Genomic DNA, 17347 nt, shown 5'->3' with positions numbered 1-17347 from the left:
CCTACTCGGCGGCGACGGAATGCGCCGTCTTTTGCGCATGGGTTGTCAAGCCGTCGCGGAACCAGGCCCCATCATCCCACGCCTGTTTGCGGGCATTGAGACGTTCTGCATTGCAGGGACCATTGCCGGCAATCACATTGAAGAACTCTTCCCAATCCGGCTCGCCAAAATCATAACCACCCTTTTCCTCGTTCCATTTGAGGTCAGGGTCCGGCACGGTCAGACCGAGATATTCGGCCTGTGGCACAGTCTGGTCGACAAACTTCTGGCGTAACTCATCGTTCGAATTCTGCTTGATCTTCCATGCCATCGACTGAACCGAATGAACTGAAGCATCGTCGGAGGGCCCGAACATCATCAGCGATGGCCACCACCAACGGTTCAATGCGTCCTGCACCATGGCTTTCTGTGCCGGGATACCCTTCACCATCCGCATCAGGGCATCAAAGCCCTGGCGCTGATGAAAACTCTCTTCCTTGCAGATGCGGACCATGGCTCTTGCATACGGCCCATAGGAACAGCGCTGCAATGGTACTTGGTTCATAATGGCTGCGCCATCAACCAGCCAGCCAATCGCGCCGATATCGGCCCAGGTCAGCGTTGGATAATTGAAGATCGAAGAGTATTTGGCCTTACCGGAATGGAGTTGCTCATACATTTCGTCGCGGCTGATACCAAGCGTCTCGGCGGCGCAATAGAGATAGAGGCCGTGACCGGCCTCGTCCTGCACCTTGGCGAGCAGGATCGCCTTGCGCTCCAGCGTCGGTGCACGGCTGATCCAGTTACCCTCGGGCAGTTGGCCAACAATCTCGGAATGGGCGTGCTGGCTGATCTGACGCACCAGCGTCTTGCGGTATCCATCAGGCATCCATTCTTTCGGCTCGATCTTCTGACCGGCGTCAACGCGCTCCTGAAAGGCGCGTTCGTGCGGCTCCATCTCATCGAGAGACCGAACACGGGTGCCGTCAGTTTTTACCATCTGCGCATACATGGTTGCCTCCTCGCTCCCCGGCCGGCAGACCTATTAATCGACCGATCGGTTACCTAATACCATGCAACACATCACAATTCAAACAATTTTTTACGAATTTTTGTGACATTCAAAGTGCACATCCACAGGCGGCGTTGCGACAAAACCAGCAACTACTTGGAAATGCTTGTGAAACGACAGCAAACAGCCTCATTGACACAGATAGGCCGGGGCGCTTGGCACGCCCCGGTATCCGATGAATGCGGATGTTTATTTGGCGGATGCCGCCTGCTCTATAAGGTCGGCAACGACTTGCGGTTTGGAAACGTAAACGGCGTGGCTGGCAGCCGTTTCGACGACTGTGGCCTTGGCACGTTCGGCCATCATGCGCTGGGCAGGTGGCGGGATCATGTGATCGTCAGTGGCAACCAGATAGAAGCTTGGCTTGCTCTTCCATGCGGGTTCGCTCACAGCACCGGCCAATGCTTCGACGCCCCATGGAACCTGTGAGTCAGCCATGAATGCAGCGGTTGTAGCATCCACGTCAGCGGCGAACGAGGCAGCAAATTTGGCCTTGTCAAGGAACAGGTAGCCATCAACGGGCGGCAGGATCGGCGGTACCGGCGCACCTGCAGGCGCATTGGCGATCAGTGATGATACGGACTCGCCTTTGTCAGGCGCGAACGCTGCGATGTAGACGACAGCTTTCACCTTCTCGTCGGTGCCGGCTTCACTGACAACGACGCCGCCATAGGAATGGCCAACCAGAATCACAGGACCGTCCTGCTGCGCAATGGTCCGCTTGGTAACAGCCACATCATCGGCAAGCGAGATGGTCGGGTTCTGCACAATGCTGACATTGTAGCCATCGTTTTTCAGGATGTTGTAAACGCCCTGCCAGCCGGAACCATCGACGAAACCGCCGTGGACAAGGACAATGTTCTTGGCACCAGCAGGTGCAGCGTGCGCGGGGGTGAAAGCGGTGGCGGCCATGGCGAGGGTAGCGGCTGCGGTCAGGATCTTGCTCATATGCGTATCTCCTTCGTTGTTTTGTTCGCAATAATCTTTATCGCGATAAAGACTATATAAACGACCGCCGAAATCTTGTAAAGCGATTTCTTTATCGCGATATCATTATTTGTGATAAAGGTTATAAACATCGCCGAACAGGAGACGACAATGACCGATGCCCCCACTCTGCCGCTCGACAGCCAGCTGTGTTTTTCAATCTACTCGGCGTCGATTGCCATTCACCGCGTGTACAAGCCCATGCTGGATGAACTGGGTGTCACCTATACGCAGTATCTCGTCCTCAGTGCTCTTTGGGAACAGGATGGTCTGACCATTACGGTCATCGGCGACAGGCTGGCGCTGGAGCCAAGCACCATTACCCCCGCCGTCAAGCGGCTGGAAAGTGCCGGCTTTCTCACGCGTCGCCGCAGTGTCACCGACGAACGGCTGGTCGAGGTCCATCYGACTCCCAAAGGCGCTGACCTGCACGCCAAGACCGGATGCCTGACCGCAACACTGCTGCAACGCTCCGGCTTCACAATACCCCAGATGATTGATCTCAACCAAAAGGTCCAGCAATTGCGCGACGGTATGACCAAAGCGCCGACATGAGCGTGGTAATATTTCGGGGGGTGGATTTCAGGGCATCTGCAAGTTCGCGCTGGGTGACGGATTCGCGATGTGAGATTTCCCAAAGCGCTTTTGCACGCGGCAACGTAAGGCCAATCGCCCTCATTCCGGAGCGAGAGTGTTTCCACAAGCACCATCGCCTAAAATCCACTGCCATCGAACTGTAATATAAACCTGCCAACATCAAACCAAAATCATTACTCATTTTTGGAGATCGGGCATGGGTATCAAGACATTTCTGATTGGCTCATCTGCGGTCATTTTTAGTGCGTCTTCCGCCCACGCCGCTGACGCAGTCGTCGTGGCAGAACCAGAACCGGTGGAATATGTTCGCGTGTGCGATACCTACGGCGCCGGGTTCTTCTATATTCCCGGTACGGAAACATGCCTGAAGATTGGCGGATATCTGCGTTATGATGTGCGCGGCGGCGATGACCCACTGACAGGTGTCAAGCGGGACAGCTGGTACAAACGCACGAGGGCTTCGCTGCGTTTCGATGCCCGTTCGGAAACGGAGTTGGGTACACTTCGCTCTTACATCGAAACCTATTTCCAGTATACCAATGGCAGCAACAACGCCTATATCCCCAAAGCATATATTGAGCTTGGCGGCTTTCGCGTCGGCGCTGTCGATTCACAGTTCACCTCATGGACCAACTACGCCGGCGACATCATCAACGACAATGTCATTGCCTACGGGCCCGACAAAGATACTGCCACGAACCAGATCAGCTATACGTTTAAAGGCGGCAATGGATTTTCCGCAATGCTTGGCTTTGAACAAGGCAGCACCAGTGATTTCGGTTACAATGATCAAGGCCACACCAAAAACTACCTCATTGACGATTACACGCCGCATATTGTTGGTGGTCTGAAATTCGAACAGGGCTGGGGTAAGCTGTCTGGCGTAGTCGGCTATGACGCCCTTGATGAGGTCTGGGCCGGTAAGGTGCGGCTTGACGTAAAATTCAGCAACACTGTTTCTGCTTTCCTCATGGGCGGCTATCAGTCCGACTGGGACAAATCTACGGGCGTCAATAATTATTATGCCAATTGGGAGGGCGACTACGCCATTTGGGCGGGGCTTTCTGCCAAATTGTCAGATAAGGCCACGTTGAATGGGCAAGTTGCCTATGAGGAATACGGCAACGTATCAGCCGCTCTGAATGTCCGATACAAGCTGGTACCGGGCTTTGATATTATTCCAGAGGTAACGTACACCAGCTACGACGATAATCGCGGTGATCCCGTTGAGGGCCGGTTGCGCCTCCAGCGCAACTTCTGAGATTTCGTCACTAAAACCGACAGATTACGGTTTTAATTGCGTTTGACCGCGCTTTATATCTGCCCCTGCATTCTTCTGCCGCAAAAGAGCCTTGCGCCACTAAAAGGTGTCAAAGAAATCGAGTACGAAATCCTCGTCGACGTCGCCCTTGGATTGACCGATCGGGCCATTGCCGACCGCCGTAACCTTTCCTTGCGCAGTGTCCAGAATCGGCTTCAGCAGTTATATGAGAAACTTGACGTCTATCAAATGTCACGGGACGATCATGACGGACGATTCAACCTTCGTGCCCGAGCCGTTGCAGTTGCCTTCATGCGCAAACTGATCAATTTCCATGGATTGGAGCGTTCCGAAATTGAGTTGAACGAGTGGCTTGATTCACACTGACCGTCAGCATGACGCGGCCACGATGCTTTGCTGATCCACCCGCATCTTTGTTCGGGCGACACTTTCATCAATATTATTTCGCAGGATCGATAAATAGCCCGTATGGGAGATGCGGCCTGGACCATCTGTATCAGGAACACTCCGCACCCATTTGGAACCGACCACGACGACAATGTGACAATTGGCGCGATCAGGTCGGCCGAGATAGACGATATCTGTCGATACGTTTCGCACCCTCACGCAGATACCCCTCTATAAGGCGAGAGACGGCTCCTCAGCGAATATCTCGGTAAGGAAATCGATGAAGACCCGGACCTTGCTGGCAAGGAACCGACCTGACGGCCGAACGGCACTGATCGCAAGCTTGGCAGGCTCATAGTCTGTAAGAACGGGCAGGACAGTGCCTGAGGCGATCTCTGACGCGAAGAGCCAGCCCGGTGTATGGGCGATACCGAGGTTTGCCAACACAGCAGTTCGAATTTGTTCGGCGTCGTTGGTACGAAAAGCCCCTTTGGGCTGATGGGTGATCGGGCCGAAACGGCCGTGAAAACTCCATATGCGCGGTGCGCCTTGCGGAGCGTAGATGATGCAGGAATGCCGCTCGAGATCAGACGGTATCGCGGGTTCGCCATGAGCCATCAGGTAGGCAGGAGTAGCAACGGTAACGATCGGCGTTTGCGCGATCTTGCTGACAATCAGGCTAGAGTCCGATAGCTCGCCATTGTGCACGCCTAGATCGATGCCCTCCTCGACCAGATTCATGAGACGGTCAGCGACGACCAGTTCGACCGCAACCTCGGGATACCGGAGGAAGAACTCATGCAATCGTGGYACCACATAAAGTCGGCCGAAAACCGGCGCCACGGTGGCGCGCACCAGGCCCGAGGGTGTGATCCGGCCACGTCCGATACGCGACTCCGCTGCTTCGAGATCACCCAAAAGGCGCACACCGGACTCGTAGAAGTCACGGCCAGCCTCTGTGAGGGTCAGGCTGCGCGAGGTCCGTTGTAACAGCTGAGCACCCAGATGTATTTCGAGGGCAGCGATCTGCTTGCTGATGGCTGGCTGACCGACGCCAAGCGTCCGGGCGACAGCAGAAAAGCTGCCGCTGTCGACCACCCGGACAAATAGACTGATGGCACCCATACGGTCCATTTAGACACCCATTCATTCCATATTGGGAATTGATCCTATTCCGAATACCTTTCTACTCTCACTTTTCAGGAAGGGGTAGGTATTTGTCGTTGGGAACGGAAACAGAGCCCTGACGCAATCGAAAAGGAAATCACCATGAAGAACACCAACGACAATCGGCAGCGCGACAAGGAGGTTCTGACTTCCATCGTCAAGGAGATGGCCGAGTCCATGACGGGTGCGCAGAGCACAAGACATTGGGCCGAAGACGCTCTTTGGTTCGATATCCCTGCTTTTGCCTCAAGAGGCATTCAGCCGGCATTGAAGATGTTCGATAGCGTATTCAAGGGTTTCCGTTCTTGTAACATCGAAGTTCTTGAAGAGGCTGTCACGATAAACGGCGATATGGGGATCGTCTGCACAATTCAGAAAGTCCATATCGTGCTTAAGAACGGTGATACCAAGCGCGCATTGGTGCGTCAGACCGATTGCTTTGAACGGCGGGGCGGTGAGTGGAAACTAATCCACGAACATGCCTCTTTCCCCGCGGGCGGGGATTGGGATGGCAAAATTGTAACGGCTTGATTCCACGGCGGTGTTCTCAACTCCGAGGCCATTACTCACCTCGCTATCACCCTCAACAGCATCGTCGCACCGCCTCGCTAGCGGGCTTATCCTGTCCCTTCAACTTCTGCGGATAGTCTCCAATCCCGAAGGTCATCGTGAGCGTGGGGATCGTCGTGCCTTTTTTGGAAAATTCTCATGCCCTATGCCCTTGATCCTGAACTTGCGGGTGCGCTGGCCGTTCTTCCTCCGCCCACCTCACCGCCGCCGGCGCGCGGTGACTGGCAGGCCATACGTGCCATCGGCAATGCCGGTTGGGCGGCCTGGTCCGCCGCGGCCCCTACCTACCCGGATGTGCATACAACATCGTTTTTTGCCGAAACGGTCGATGGCGCAAAAATCGAACTACGTTGGTTCGTTCGGGAAGGATCGAGCCCCGGCTCCGCCGTGGTTTATGCGCATGGTGGCGGCATGATTTTGGCGAGTGTTGATCTCTATGCCTTCGTCATCGCCGAGTATGTGGCCAAGTCCGGCGTGCCATTCCTTGCGGTTGAGTACCGATTGGCGCCCCAAGGCACCGACACCATGCTGGCGGAAGACGTGCTCACTGGCCTAACCTGGCTCACGGCGCATGCCGATGAACTCGGCATCGATCCGAGCCGTATCGCCCTGATGGGCGATAGCGGTGGCGGCTGTCCGGCGGCCGGCGCGGCAATCCTTGCGCGCGACCACGGCATCGCGGTTGCAAAGCAGATCCTCATCTATCCGATGCTTGATGATCAGAACCTCGTTCCCGATCCACGTCTCCTGCCGTTCGCGACCTGGACTTATGACCACAATTTCACCGGCTGGAGTGCGCTGCTGGGTGAACGGCTTTGCGACGTGACTGTCTCTCCGGCAGCGGTGCCGGCACGTTTGAAGGACGCGGCGGGTCTCGCCCCAGTCTACATCGAGGTTGGTGAACTTGACATCTTCCGGGACGAGGACATCCGTTACGCCCAAAAACTCGCTGTGGCAGGCGTACCGATCGAACTGCRCGTGCATTCCGGTGCGAACCACGGTTTCGATCGGCTCGCCCCGAAATCGAAACTGGCGCTGCGGGCGATGCAAGACCGCCTGCGTGTGATCGGAACGATTTAACCTACTTGAGGGGAGCATAACTTGGCGCGGTATTATAGCCTGACGATGCAACCAACCCTGTTTGGTGAGATATCGCTCGTGCGCAACTGGGGGAGAATTGGCACAACAGGACAACAGAAGGTCGACACGTTTCCCCACTATACTGAATTAGAGAGAGCCTATGAAGAGCTCTCTCGACAGAAACGCCGTAAGGGTTACAGATGTACCGCAGATCTAGATGCCTTCCAAAAATGCCCCTACACTGATGCGAGGCTGGTCGCAAAACGAACAGGTGGGCGCTGTGCTCGGGAAGTTCCTCAAAGACAATTCCGACAGGCTCAAGGAAGGTTCATACCGTTCATTTTTCAAAAAGATTGCCTGCATGTACGACTATCTCGCCTTTGGCTTCGACGTATAAGGGGGGCATCAACAGCAATCACTGTCAATTGCTTGAGACCTTGGCGGCTATTGGCGGTCAGGTTACCAACCTAAATCGGGTGGGGCGCGCTTCTGCTGCTGGATGGTGGGTTCTGCGCGAATAACCCGACACTTTACTCGATCGCAGATGCCGTCCGCGCGTATAAGGTGCGGCGCCTCCTCTGCCTCACGTCACTTGTTGTACGTATATAATGCACACATTGTGTCGTCGCCTGTAGGCGCTTTGTCATCCGTGAAAACAGCCAGTGCCAATGATGTTTCAGCAATCCATGTGGCGACATAGGTCACTTTTTTACCGCAAAGTATGTTGCCGCCTTTCAATTTGGGGTCAGATGGTGTTTTGACCTTGTAAATCGAGGCATCAACATGTTCGCCACCCCAACTAAAATCGCCAGTTGTACGCGATGAGAACGCGAGCGTTTTACCATTGGCGAATTTGATGCCGTTGTCATCGATCGAGATGTCACCGGTGATGGCTGACGAGGTTGGGCCATTGGCTTTGTATTTGCGTTCTGCGGCATGTGCCTGAACATTGCCAACGGCAAGCGCGAGGATTGCAAGCATTGGGAGGCTGATAATTTTGTAGTTCATAATATCTCTCCAGGCTCGGGTTAAAGCTTCTAAGCGATCTTGTAATACTTCATGATGAACAGCTGAAACAGCTTTTGCGGCAGCAGTTTCTTGAAGATGGAAACCGAGAGTTTTTGGACCGTTGGCCCGACCATGTACCGCAATTTTGGTGATCGCATATTGACGATCCGCTCAATCATCCTGGCGATGGGTTCGGGGGTAGAACCGCCAAGCTCATCCGCTTCCATGACCTTGAGTGCGGCCTCGCAATGTTTGGAGTATATCGTTGGCTTTAGCGCGTTTGCCACGATCCGCCGTTCAGCCGAGAAACCAGTGCGAAAATCACCCGGCTCGACAAGCACGACATTCACACCCTGTGGTTTAACTTCCGCAGCGAGAACTTCGCTCATGCCTTCAATGGCAAACTTGCTGGCGCTGTAAAGGCCCTGAAACGGGATGCCGATGATACCACCAATAGAGCTGATATTGATCAGATATGAACGTTTCTGGCGACGAAGCAACGGCAAGACATTGCGGCAGACACGAAGTGCTCCGAAAAAGTTGGTATCGAGCTGCGCCTGAGCTTCCGCTATCGTCGTGTCCTCAATGGCTCCCGCAATGCCATTGCCCGCATTGTTGATGACAATATCAATCCGGCCTTCGCGAGCCATGATGAATTCGAGGGCGCTTACGATTGACTGTTCCGAGGTAACGTCCATGGGAATGAGCGTGAAACCGTTTTCGTTGGATCCCGCCACGACCGCACGTCTGCTGGTTCCATAAACACGGTAGCCCCGGCTATGGAGATGCGCGGCACACATCTTTCCGATTCCAGAAGAGGCGCCTGTTATCAAGACAACGCGCGTTTCTTTTCCTGAGTTACTCATCATTTTCCTCCTCGGACCAACGCTGACAGGCCTCGCTCCAGCAAAATATACACTCAGACAAGAGCGGGTCTGGCTTGAGAATGGGCCTTGATATCAGTGCGTTCCTCGATGAAATCCCCAAACGGAATCGTCGGCCACCGATCAATGATTTGATTGCCGGAAAAAACGGCGATCGAACCAAATTGCTGCATGACGAATTCACTTTGCGTTGGCCGGAAGAAGGCGAAGTCATCGGGGGCGATGGTGGAATCGTCAGGCAAGGCCATGAATTGCTGGTTTGTGGAATACCCCATGATCTTGTTGACCTTCATTCCCGTGGGATAGGCGGGTTCGGCCATCCACTTGCCGCCATAGATAAAACAGCCACGGCGCGGAAACAGTCCGAGCATTTGCAGGAACCAGGTTTTGTCATCCAAGCCCGGCATTTTTGCATCAACGACTTTCAGGACAGGTGTGCCGATAAACATTGCGGGCTGCAGATCGGACAGGCTGGGAACATCAAAATCAACAGGGAGGACAAACGCTGATCCCATCGAGGCTTCGTTTGCCGCGATCCATTTGTCGTAGAGTAGCGATGTCGAGCTGCCACCCGTGTTGATGATCTTGCGTTGATCTGCCCCGAGACAGGCCGCGAACTGCCGCAGCAAACTTGTCGACTTTGCCTGTGCTTTCCTGCCACCACCCAAAAATGTTGGCACATGGGTGATATGCGCTTCGTAGGACATGATCCCTTCACAGATCAGCCCCGGAAACTGTTTGAGCATGGCCAACGCTTGTTCGAGAGCCGCTGGCGTTGGATAGCCGCCGCGATGCAAACCGATGTCGACTTCAAAACAGAAGCGCAATTGTATCCCAAGCTCTGCCGCCAGCGCACCGTAGGCGGCCAGCCGCTCATTCGTATCGATCAGCCAAACAATACGTTTGCTTGCCGGTTTATTGCCCGCCAGCACGCCTTCGGTGATTGCATGCCCGACCGCCGCAACCGGCATGGGCTTACCCAGGAGAAGCTCTGCGTCGGGGAAGGCATGCAATACTTCTGCGCTGATTGGCAGGTGAAACGTCATGAACCTGTTGGTCTTGAAGGCGTCACGCACCCGTTCGAGCAGCGGTATGCACGGCAGCGACTTGTCGACAATACGCAGGGCCATGCTGTCAGACAGGCCACGCTTGATCTTCGTGATGTTTCCCGAAAGCCTGTCCAGATCAAGGACTAGGCTCGGTTGATATATGCCCGCGTCGGACAGGGCTTTCGACAGTCTTGGGAAATAGCGATCATCTGGCATTTTCAATTCCAAGCAGGCGAGCAATATAGGGGGACACGAACCGGTTTTGAGGGTCTATGTCGCGGCGGACTTCCATGGCATCATCCCAGCGCGGATAGATGCCTTTCAGATCCTTGGCAGCGAGATTGTGCATTTTGCCCCAGTGCGGACGGCCGCCATAAATGCGGAAGATCGATTCCGCCGCCGCGAAAAATGGCAGCGGGTCCTCGGCGGCGTCGTGATGAACGGCAATGGAACAGGTCCGTCGCTTATAAAACGGGCTGAGCCAGACGTCGTCGGCGGCAACGACCCGTACCTCGATCGGGAAATACACCTCGGGGAATCTCGTCTCAAGCAAGGTAATGATGTCGCGAAGCGCCTTGGCACCCTCTTCGAATGGCAGGTGATATTCCATTTCATTGAACTTGGTCTTGCGATCACTGGGATACACATTCAGCCAATGTTCGACATAGTCTTCGTCGGGTAGTTTGGCGATAGCCGTGCCGATCAGGCGGCGGCGCAACCACGGAAACCATCCTATATAGTTTCGAAGGGTTTTAAGCGTGGCCACTGCGTCGTCGTCACTATCGTGTGGCCGGACACCTGGTTCACCCTCGGAAATATCACTCGCCAGCATCAGCGCCCGACCCGAAAACGGGATGTAGAAGAATTCGGCAGAGCGATGCGCACTCATGACCTGTTCAAATTGGTCAAGCACCTCAGCGACAGGTGCTGTCCAGCGGCGGCGATGCAATTTGTAATCGGCAACATTGCGTATTGTCACTTCCGTGATTGCGCCGAAAGCGCCCAGAGACACACCCATTGCATTGATCACGTCACCGTCTGTTTTCTTGTCATATTCCCTGACAGCACCAAGGCCATCAACGAGCTGGATTGCTTCGAGCTGTGTATGGTAAGCACCGAGCTTAATGCCCGATCCGTGCGTTGCGGTTCCAAGGCCGCCACCAAACGCCTGCCGGTCAATATCGCCCATGTTGGGCAGTGCCTGACCAACGCCGTGCAAGAGCTTGGCAAGGGTTCCAATTTGCGTGCCTGCGCCCACACGTGCCAGCAACTCTTCCGTTTGGTGCGATTTCAGGCCAGAGAATTTTTCGAGCGACACGATCGTGCCCTCGCTTTTGACCAGAGGCGTAAAGGAATGGCCGGCACCGGCGATCCGGATTGGGCCCGGTGCGTTTTTAACGACCATGGCAAGTGCATCCAGATCATCAGGAGCCACGCGCATTTGCGGGTTGGCAGTGACGAAGCCTGACCAGTTTTGCCACTTCGGTTTGATGGTTTCACTCATGGCATTGGCCTGTCCGGGTCGGTTTGCTGCAATCAAGGTTTGGGAGGATGATTTGCTGGTCATTTGCTTCAGGTCCTCAGCGTGACTGGCCTGCGACGCGCTATCAGTATGAACACCATCAGCAGAACCATGCTGCCAAGGGCGACGGAGCTGCTGAAGGGCAGGACCGGACCGACATTTCCATCAACGATAAACACCGAAGCCGCCAAAGGGCCCATCGCTGCACCTGTCAGAGTAGCGGCTGGAACGAGGAGAACCGTGTCCCGCTTGGGGTCTGCATCAAGCGTGAGCGCGACGAAGAATGGAACAATGAATGTCCATATCGAACCAAGAAGGATGACAGCGACCCAACACACGGCAAGTGACGGCTTTTGGCTCAGAACTGCCGCCGACCCGATAACGATCAGTCCACAACCCGCAAGCGCTGCCCGATAATTGAGGCGTTGAGCAACTGATGTTGCCACAAGCGCGGCAACAACCTGAACAGCAAGCGAAGCGGACAACATCACACCCACGGTCTTGCCATCGATGCCATTCTGAGCACCGATCGGTTCGAGAAACGCCCAGATGGCACCCAGACCCATGATCAGAAGAACGATGACAAGCAAAGAGATTATGGCTTTGAGTGAGAGAACGCCGCCTGCTGACCCCGCTTGTTTTGGAAGATCGCCATAATACGACGGCACAAGGGCGGCCAGCGCAAGCGACGCGATGCCAACGATGGCGAGGGCGGAAAAACCTCCATTTGAGCCAAAGTGCGGTATGACCCATAGGGCAAACAGAAGGGCAAGGAGACTCTGCGCTACCGTTTGCAGAGTGACAAAAAGGCCCCCTACGAATTCAGCATGGCGCGACCTTGCGATAAGTTCCATGGCAACGGCGACAGCTCCTCCCTCAATCAACCCTGTCACTGCTCTAATCCCCAGAATTTCGTGGGGCGTATGTGCGTAAAACATCGATTGATTGAGACCAGCGATGAGCAACATCATTACGGCCGATTTGAGCTTCAAATGACGTGTGGATAGAGCCAGCCCGAAAACAACCGAACCTATTCCGATAGTGATGAGCTCAGCGGTCGCGACGAGTGCAAGCTCATCCAGATTGAGACGCGCTTCAGTGAACATCGCGCCCAGCAAGATTGGCTGTAGGCCAAGGATCAACAGACCTATGGACCCCATCCACAATGCGGCCGCCACCTGAACTTTCGTGGGGCTGCCAACAAGCCAATTCGGGTGGCTATTGTGTTGCGACTGAGTATTGATCACGCGTTATTCCCCTCATTTTTCTTTTGATTGCTTATGTTCCCTGAGAGTCATGTGGACGGTAGCACCCGTGCGGCATGCTCTTTGGTATGTCCTCACCACTAGCCACGCAGCGCGTTCAAAAAAATGCGTGGAAGCTTGACGAAACTTGGCCTGTATTCAAATGCGGTCAGCAGCTTGCCGAGAACCCGCGCCTTGCGATTGGTGATGAACCACGGTGGCCGCGGCAGCAGCGACAGATCAAAGCTCAGGAGGTTGCGCGGATGGGGTTGAAACGGTGCTTCGACCACCGTGCGCTCCGGCTTATCGAACATGAAGCTGTTGTGTACAAAGCCGCTGCCGCTCTGGATGTCATCAAGCGTATGCCCCGGAAATGCGCCCCATGGGGTCTGCACGAGCAGAAACCCGAGTGCGGACCATGCGTTGATGGCTATGCCTCCATAGCGCAGCTCGGCAATCAGGGCATCGAAACGATCACGGCCAATCGCCTTGATCGTACGGGGATGAATGAGGATGTTCGCACCAAGCGTGCCATGCAATTTCTCGTTGGCGTATTCAATCGCGGATTTAAGGTAGGTTTCAGCATCGCCGCCAGCCAAGCGCAGAACACTCATTGCCGGAGCGAAAACTTCCGTCTTCTCGAGGTAATCGTCTTGCCCCTGAACAAAGGGAACGATGACACAGGCAGGTGAATTCGGCCGTTCAAAATCAAGGCTCGCTTCCGCGTGACCGGCAAACTCAGCCATACGGTTCTCGGCACCGGGATAGTAGGCAGGACGCCCGGGTGCAGCACCCATAACGGTCTCTATTGCCTTGAGCAGGTCGTCAGATTTGTCCCAGCTTTGCGGAAGGATCAGCATCTGGCATGCAACACAGTTGAACCCCGAATTTTGCAATTTCTGGGTGGCTATGTTCTCAGCCTGAAAGGTAATGTCCGCAGCGGTCCATGGCCCGGGGACAACGATGGTTGGACACACCGCTCCGAGCTCAGATGTAATCCGCCGTCTGTTCTTCGGCGTGCCGTTCGCCTTGTTGCGCTTGCCCTCGTCACCAGCGCCCCAGACAATGACATCATGCGATGCTTCAGATCCGGTAATGTGGATCTCTTCGATCAATCGGTGGTTGCAGAGATACGACCCGACATCGGCTCCTCCCCTAACGATACGCAATGCCCCGAACTCAATCAACGGACGTAGCGCAGGCGTCAAAAACTCGATCAGGTAATCGTTGACCGGGTTCATCTTCAGGATGACGACCTGATGCTCGACAAAGAGCTTTTGGAAACAATCCAGCGGCGCTATGGCCGCGACATTCCCCGCTCCGAGAACAAGCGAGATTGCGCCCGTCCGAAACACGCGCGGTGAATCGTAGCTGGATGCCGTGTGTTGAGCGAGGTTTGATCTGGTGACGCCCTTTTGCATCCAGACTTCGGCCTTCACACCTGAAAGAAGCAAATGATCCCATTTGGTGTGGGGAAGCACGCGGGCTGCAATCTGGCCATTTGGCAGATCACGTATGGGAATATGTTTGAGGAACGTTTTCCCGTTGAGTTGCGAAAGCGTGCGGATGAACACATTGCAAGCGGACATCAGCGCATAAGGTCCGCCGAGCCATTCCTCGCCTTCCAGCGGCGATCCTTCCGGAATTCCTTTTTTGCGGCAGGCCGTTTTGACCCAATCTTCGGCGACGCCGAGAAGATGTGTCTTGATTTCCTCCAGGATCGATATCCGCATGGAAACGGAGGTTCCCGCCCATGCATCTTTCCTCCGGTCTAACTCAAGAAGCGCAACGTCAAGTTCGTCTGTCCACGCTTCAGTTTTGTCCGCGCCAACGGCGCTCAATACTGCCTTCCTCACCTTGTTCTCCCCGCGTTTTTACGACCAGTCGAACCAGAGCAGTCCAACATGATATATGATCATATTATTATCTGATACTTAATCATGTTTTGAGTCAAGCGATGATTTCAAGCAGCGATAGATGCGATGAATAAGATTGCGAAAACAGACTGGTGTACCTACTTCGTCTGCCCAGGAAACGAAGCCTGCCGGGTGTATTCAAAACTGATCATCCAGACCCTGAAACAATAAAGCCGGTATTGATTGGTTCAACACCGGCTTTCATTTGCTACTGCCGGAAACCCGGGTTCACACGATCGAGCTTTCGCAACACTGCTGGCCAGACAAGTTGATTGGCAAGCTTCGTAAAGCCCTCTGATCTACCGAGTTCCGCGTTGCTCTCGATCACAGGTTTTTCTGTTGGATGTTGTTCACCGCCCTGCATGAGCGTGCGAACCTGCATGGTGCACGCACGCTCCAGATAGTACATGCGGGTGAATGCTTCTGCTGCGGTGCGCCCAACTGCCAAAGTACCGTGGTTGTGCAACAACATGAGATTTTTGGTGCCAAGATCATTCTGAATACGCGGCCGCTCATCATGATCCAAAGCGACACCCTCATAGTCATGATACGCGAGATCACCGAGAATAAGTTGCGCTGTCTGATTGAGCGGCAAGAGACGGCCCTCATAGGTTGAAACCGCTGTACCATCAGGCGTGTGAAGATGAATGACACATCCCGCATCTTCACGAACCTCATGCACCGCCGAATGGATGGTAAACCCGGCAGGGTTGACTGGAAATGCGGATTTCGTCACGGGATTACCATCCATATCCACTTTGACCAGGCTGCCAGCCGTGATCTCCTCAAACATCATTCCATAGGGATTGATCAGGAAATGGTGTTCCGGGCCGGGCACGCGGGCTGAAATATGGGTGAAGATAAGATCATCCCATCCATATAGGGCAACGGCACGATAGGCCGCAGCAAGGTTGACGCGCACCTCCCACTCCTCATCGGAAATCGAGTTGCGCACTGAAACATCGGCTTTATTTGACATGTTTTCCTCCATTTAACCTAACAAGCGAATGATGAATTCTTTCGACTGCTGGTCGCCGAAACGACCAATATGCGGGCGACACCCGGAAGCAAGATCGGGTGCCATCGTGAACCACCTCACCCCTGCCTGAAAACATTGACGGGTGGTGCACGAAGAGCCCACGGCCGGGCATCTTCGAGTTCATAGGCAATCTCGAACAATGTCCGCTCATCGCCCTTTCGCGCTGAAAAATGCATACCGACCGGAAGACCGGCTTCGGTCCAATGAAGCGGAACGCTCATGGCTGGATTACCAAGCATGTTATCAATCGCGGTATACATCGCGTAATCCAACAGCCGCTCCCAAAGAACTTCGAACGGAAGATTACCCGCGATGTGGCCCGTTTTAACCGGCGGCGTGCGCAGAACGGGAGACAGGATCAAGTCATAGGACTCGAACCATTGATTATGGAGGCCTTCGACCTGTCTGATGTGATCTTTTATCCGCTTTGATTCTCCCCGTGGAAATGCAGCAGCGTTCTTAGCCATGGCCAAAGTGAACTCTTCCACCATTGTCGTGTCTGGCATGGGGCCGATACCGGCAGGTGCCAGACCAGAGACCTGTAGCAGTAGCGACATGAGACCCAACGGCTTTGGGGCGAGCGCTGCCCGTGCCATACCAATAACTTGCTGAGCACCCAACATGAAGAGGTGGGAGAAGCTCACCATTAGAGCAGCACTGTCGAAAGGCCAGCGCGTCAGCTCAACGGTATGTCCGAGACTCTCCAGGAGTCTGACCGTTTTCTCAACGCCGGCCTGCACCTCTGGATCAGGTGCACGGCCGTTACAGTCGTTCTCCATATACCCGATGCGCAAACGTCGCTTTGAAGCACCTGTAACTGATCCTACAAATGGCATTGCGCCTGTCTTGTCAGTCTGTTCCATCAAGGCAAACAGCGCCGCGGAATCACGAACCGTCCGCGATACGCAGTGCTCTGCAGTCAAAAGCACGCCACCGGCCGGTAGGTTTTCTCCAATCAGCCGCTGACGCGACGGCTTTAATCCGAACAGACCGCAGGCGGATGCAGGGATTCGGATCGATCCACCGCCATCGAAGGCGTCTGCCATCGGCAGAATTCCGGCAGCAACGGCCGCTGCCGCACCACCAGATGACCCACCCGGACTATGTTCGATATCCCATGGATTATTTGTTGGACCGAATTCCACCGGCTCTGTCGTCGGCAAAAAGCCTATCTCACTTAAGGTCGTCTTGCCGATCATGACCAAACCGGTCGCCTCCAGAGCCTGCACCTGCTGACTATTTTTAGTTGCAACAGGCAATCTGGCGGTGAAACGTGAGCCCCATCCCGTGCGGGTACCTTTCACATCTGTCATATCCTTCATCATATAGGGCACACCCGCAAACGGGCCAATCAAACTGGTTGATTTTGCTCTTTCACGCGCCTGCTCAAACAGGGACGTTACCATGAAATTCAAAGTCGGCTGCAAAGCTTCAGCGCGAGCAATTGCCTCGTCCACGGCTTCAAGCGCTGTAATATCCTTGCGCCGGATCATTGCGGCAGTCTCTGTCGCGTCTGCGAGTGGCCAGGTTTCCGTTGTTGCAGACATGGATAGGTCCTCTCGAG

16 protein-coding genes and 2 pseudogenes are annotated in these 17347 nt (G+C 54.6%); 7 read left to right on the top strand and 11 right to left on the bottom strand.

Features of this window, described 5'->3' with window-relative positions; genetic code table 11:
• Position 1: 1 nt before the first annotated feature.
• Together paaA and AB4Y96_RS13375 are read right to left on the bottom strand one after the other, a co-directional pair.
• Positions 2-991, bottom strand: a complete 990-nt coding sequence (gene paaA / locus AB4Y96_RS13380) for a 1,2-phenylacetyl-CoA epoxidase subunit PaaA (RefSeq protein ID WP_441917964.1) — start codon at positions 989-991, stop codon at positions 2-4.
• Positions 992-1240: 249 nt separating this feature from the next.
• Entirely contained in the window at positions 1241-1999 is a 759-nt protein-coding gene (locus tag AB4Y96_RS13375) for an alpha/beta hydrolase (protein ID WP_441917963.1), read from the bottom strand.
• 150 nt (positions 2000-2149) lie between these two features.
• Between AB4Y96_RS13375 and AB4Y96_RS13370 the strand changes: the two genes are divergently transcribed.
• From AB4Y96_RS13370 to AB4Y96_RS13360, 3 genes and pseudogenes are all read left to right on the top strand, one after another.
• Positions 2150-2593: a MarR family winged helix-turn-helix transcriptional regulator gene (locus tag AB4Y96_RS13370; protein ID WP_441917961.1), complete on the top strand. Its 444-nt coding sequence runs from the start codon at positions 2150-2152 to the stop codon at positions 2591-2593.
• Between the two features lie 238 nt (positions 2594-2831).
• Positions 2832-3896: a porin gene (locus AB4Y96_RS13365; protein ID WP_441917959.1), complete on the top strand. Its 1065-nt coding sequence runs from the start codon at positions 2832-2834 to the stop codon at positions 3894-3896.
• 75 nt (positions 3897-3971) lie between these two features.
• Positions 3972-4283: pseudogene (locus AB4Y96_RS13360) on the top strand (DNA-binding response regulator); the annotation flags it as partial.
• Positions 4284-4535: 252 nt separating this feature from the next.
• On the opposite strand, the gene AB4Y96_RS13355 reads toward AB4Y96_RS13360, so the two are convergent.
• A complete protein-coding gene (locus AB4Y96_RS13355) occupies positions 4536-5438 on the bottom strand; it encodes a LysR family transcriptional regulator (RefSeq protein WP_441917958.1) in 903 nt (300 codons plus the stop codon).
• 135 nt (positions 5439-5573) lie between these two features.
• Between AB4Y96_RS13355 and AB4Y96_RS13350 the strand changes: the two genes are divergently transcribed.
• The 4 genes and pseudogenes from AB4Y96_RS13350 to AB4Y96_RS13335 all read left to right on the top strand — a co-directional run bounded on the left by AB4Y96_RS13350 (position 5574) and on the right by AB4Y96_RS13335 (position 7518).
• Positions 5574-6002 carry a YybH family protein gene (locus tag AB4Y96_RS13350; protein WP_441917956.1) on the top strand — a complete coding sequence of 143 codons (429 nt, stop codon included), beginning with the start codon at positions 5574-5576 and terminating at the stop codon, positions 6000-6002.
• A gap of 177 nt (positions 6003-6179) precedes the next feature.
• On the top strand, positions 6180-7121 hold the full coding sequence (locus AB4Y96_RS13345) for an alpha/beta hydrolase (protein WP_441917954.1): 942 nt from the start codon (positions 6180-6182) through the stop codon (positions 7119-7121).
• Positions 7122-7142: 21 nt separating this feature from the next.
• Positions 7143-7313 (top strand): annotated as a pseudogene (locus tag AB4Y96_RS13340) (WGR domain-containing protein); the annotation flags it as partial.
• A gap of 25 nt (positions 7314-7338) precedes the next feature.
• Positions 7339-7518, top strand: coding sequence for a hypothetical protein (locus AB4Y96_RS13335; RefSeq protein ID WP_441918001.1), 180 nt, complete (start codon positions 7339-7341; stop codon positions 7516-7518).
• Between the two features lie 191 nt (positions 7519-7709).
• Here AB4Y96_RS13335 and AB4Y96_RS13330 read toward each other — a convergent pair whose 3' ends face one another.
• The 8 genes from AB4Y96_RS13330 to AB4Y96_RS13295 all read right to left on the bottom strand — a co-directional run bounded on the left by AB4Y96_RS13330 (position 7710) and on the right by AB4Y96_RS13295 (position 17330).
• The gene (locus AB4Y96_RS13330; RefSeq protein WP_441917952.1) at positions 7710-8129 is read right to left on the bottom strand and encodes a hypothetical protein; all 420 of its coding nucleotides are present in this window, start codon (positions 8127-8129) and stop codon (positions 7710-7712) included.
• Between the two features lie 29 nt (positions 8130-8158).
• Positions 8159-8995 (bottom strand): SDR family oxidoreductase, encoded by an 837-nt coding sequence (locus tag AB4Y96_RS13325; protein ID WP_441917950.1) that lies wholly within the window; start codon positions 8993-8995, stop codon positions 8159-8161.
• A gap of 53 nt (positions 8996-9048) precedes the next feature.
• Positions 9049-10278 (bottom strand): alanine racemase, encoded by a 1230-nt coding sequence (locus tag AB4Y96_RS13320; RefSeq protein ID WP_441917948.1) that lies wholly within the window; start codon positions 10276-10278, stop codon positions 9049-9051.
• Entirely contained in the window at positions 10268-11554 is a 1287-nt protein-coding gene (locus AB4Y96_RS13315; RefSeq protein WP_441917999.1) for a D-arabinono-1,4-lactone oxidase, read from the bottom strand. The genes AB4Y96_RS13320 and AB4Y96_RS13315 overlap by 11 nt, the downstream gene beginning before the upstream one ends.
• A gap of 80 nt (positions 11555-11634) precedes the next feature.
• A complete protein-coding gene (locus AB4Y96_RS13310) occupies positions 11635-12831 on the bottom strand; it encodes an MFS transporter (protein ID WP_441917947.1) in 1197 nt (398 codons plus the stop codon).
• Between the two features lie 98 nt (positions 12832-12929).
• A complete protein-coding gene (locus AB4Y96_RS13305) occupies positions 12930-14684 on the bottom strand; it encodes an aldehyde dehydrogenase family protein (RefSeq protein ID WP_441917945.1) in 1755 nt (584 codons plus the stop codon).
• Positions 14685-14952: 268 nt separating this feature from the next.
• Entirely contained in the window at positions 14953-15723 is a 771-nt protein-coding gene (locus AB4Y96_RS13300; RefSeq protein ID WP_441917943.1) for a class II aldolase/adducin family protein, read from the bottom strand.
• Positions 15724-15839: 116 nt separating this feature from the next.
• Complete coding sequence (locus AB4Y96_RS13295) at positions 15840-17330, bottom strand: amidase family protein (RefSeq protein ID WP_441917941.1); 1491 nt, start codon at positions 17328-17330, stop codon at positions 15840-15842.
• Positions 17331-17347: the final 17 nt, after the last annotated feature.

The organism is Phyllobacterium sp. TAF24, assembly GCF_052113785.1.
Taxonomy (GTDB): Bacteria; Pseudomonadota; Alphaproteobacteria; order Rhizobiales; family Rhizobiaceae; genus Phyllobacterium.
Note: the sequence above shows the minus strand (reverse complement) of the source record. Positions and strands in the feature narration are given on the sequence as shown.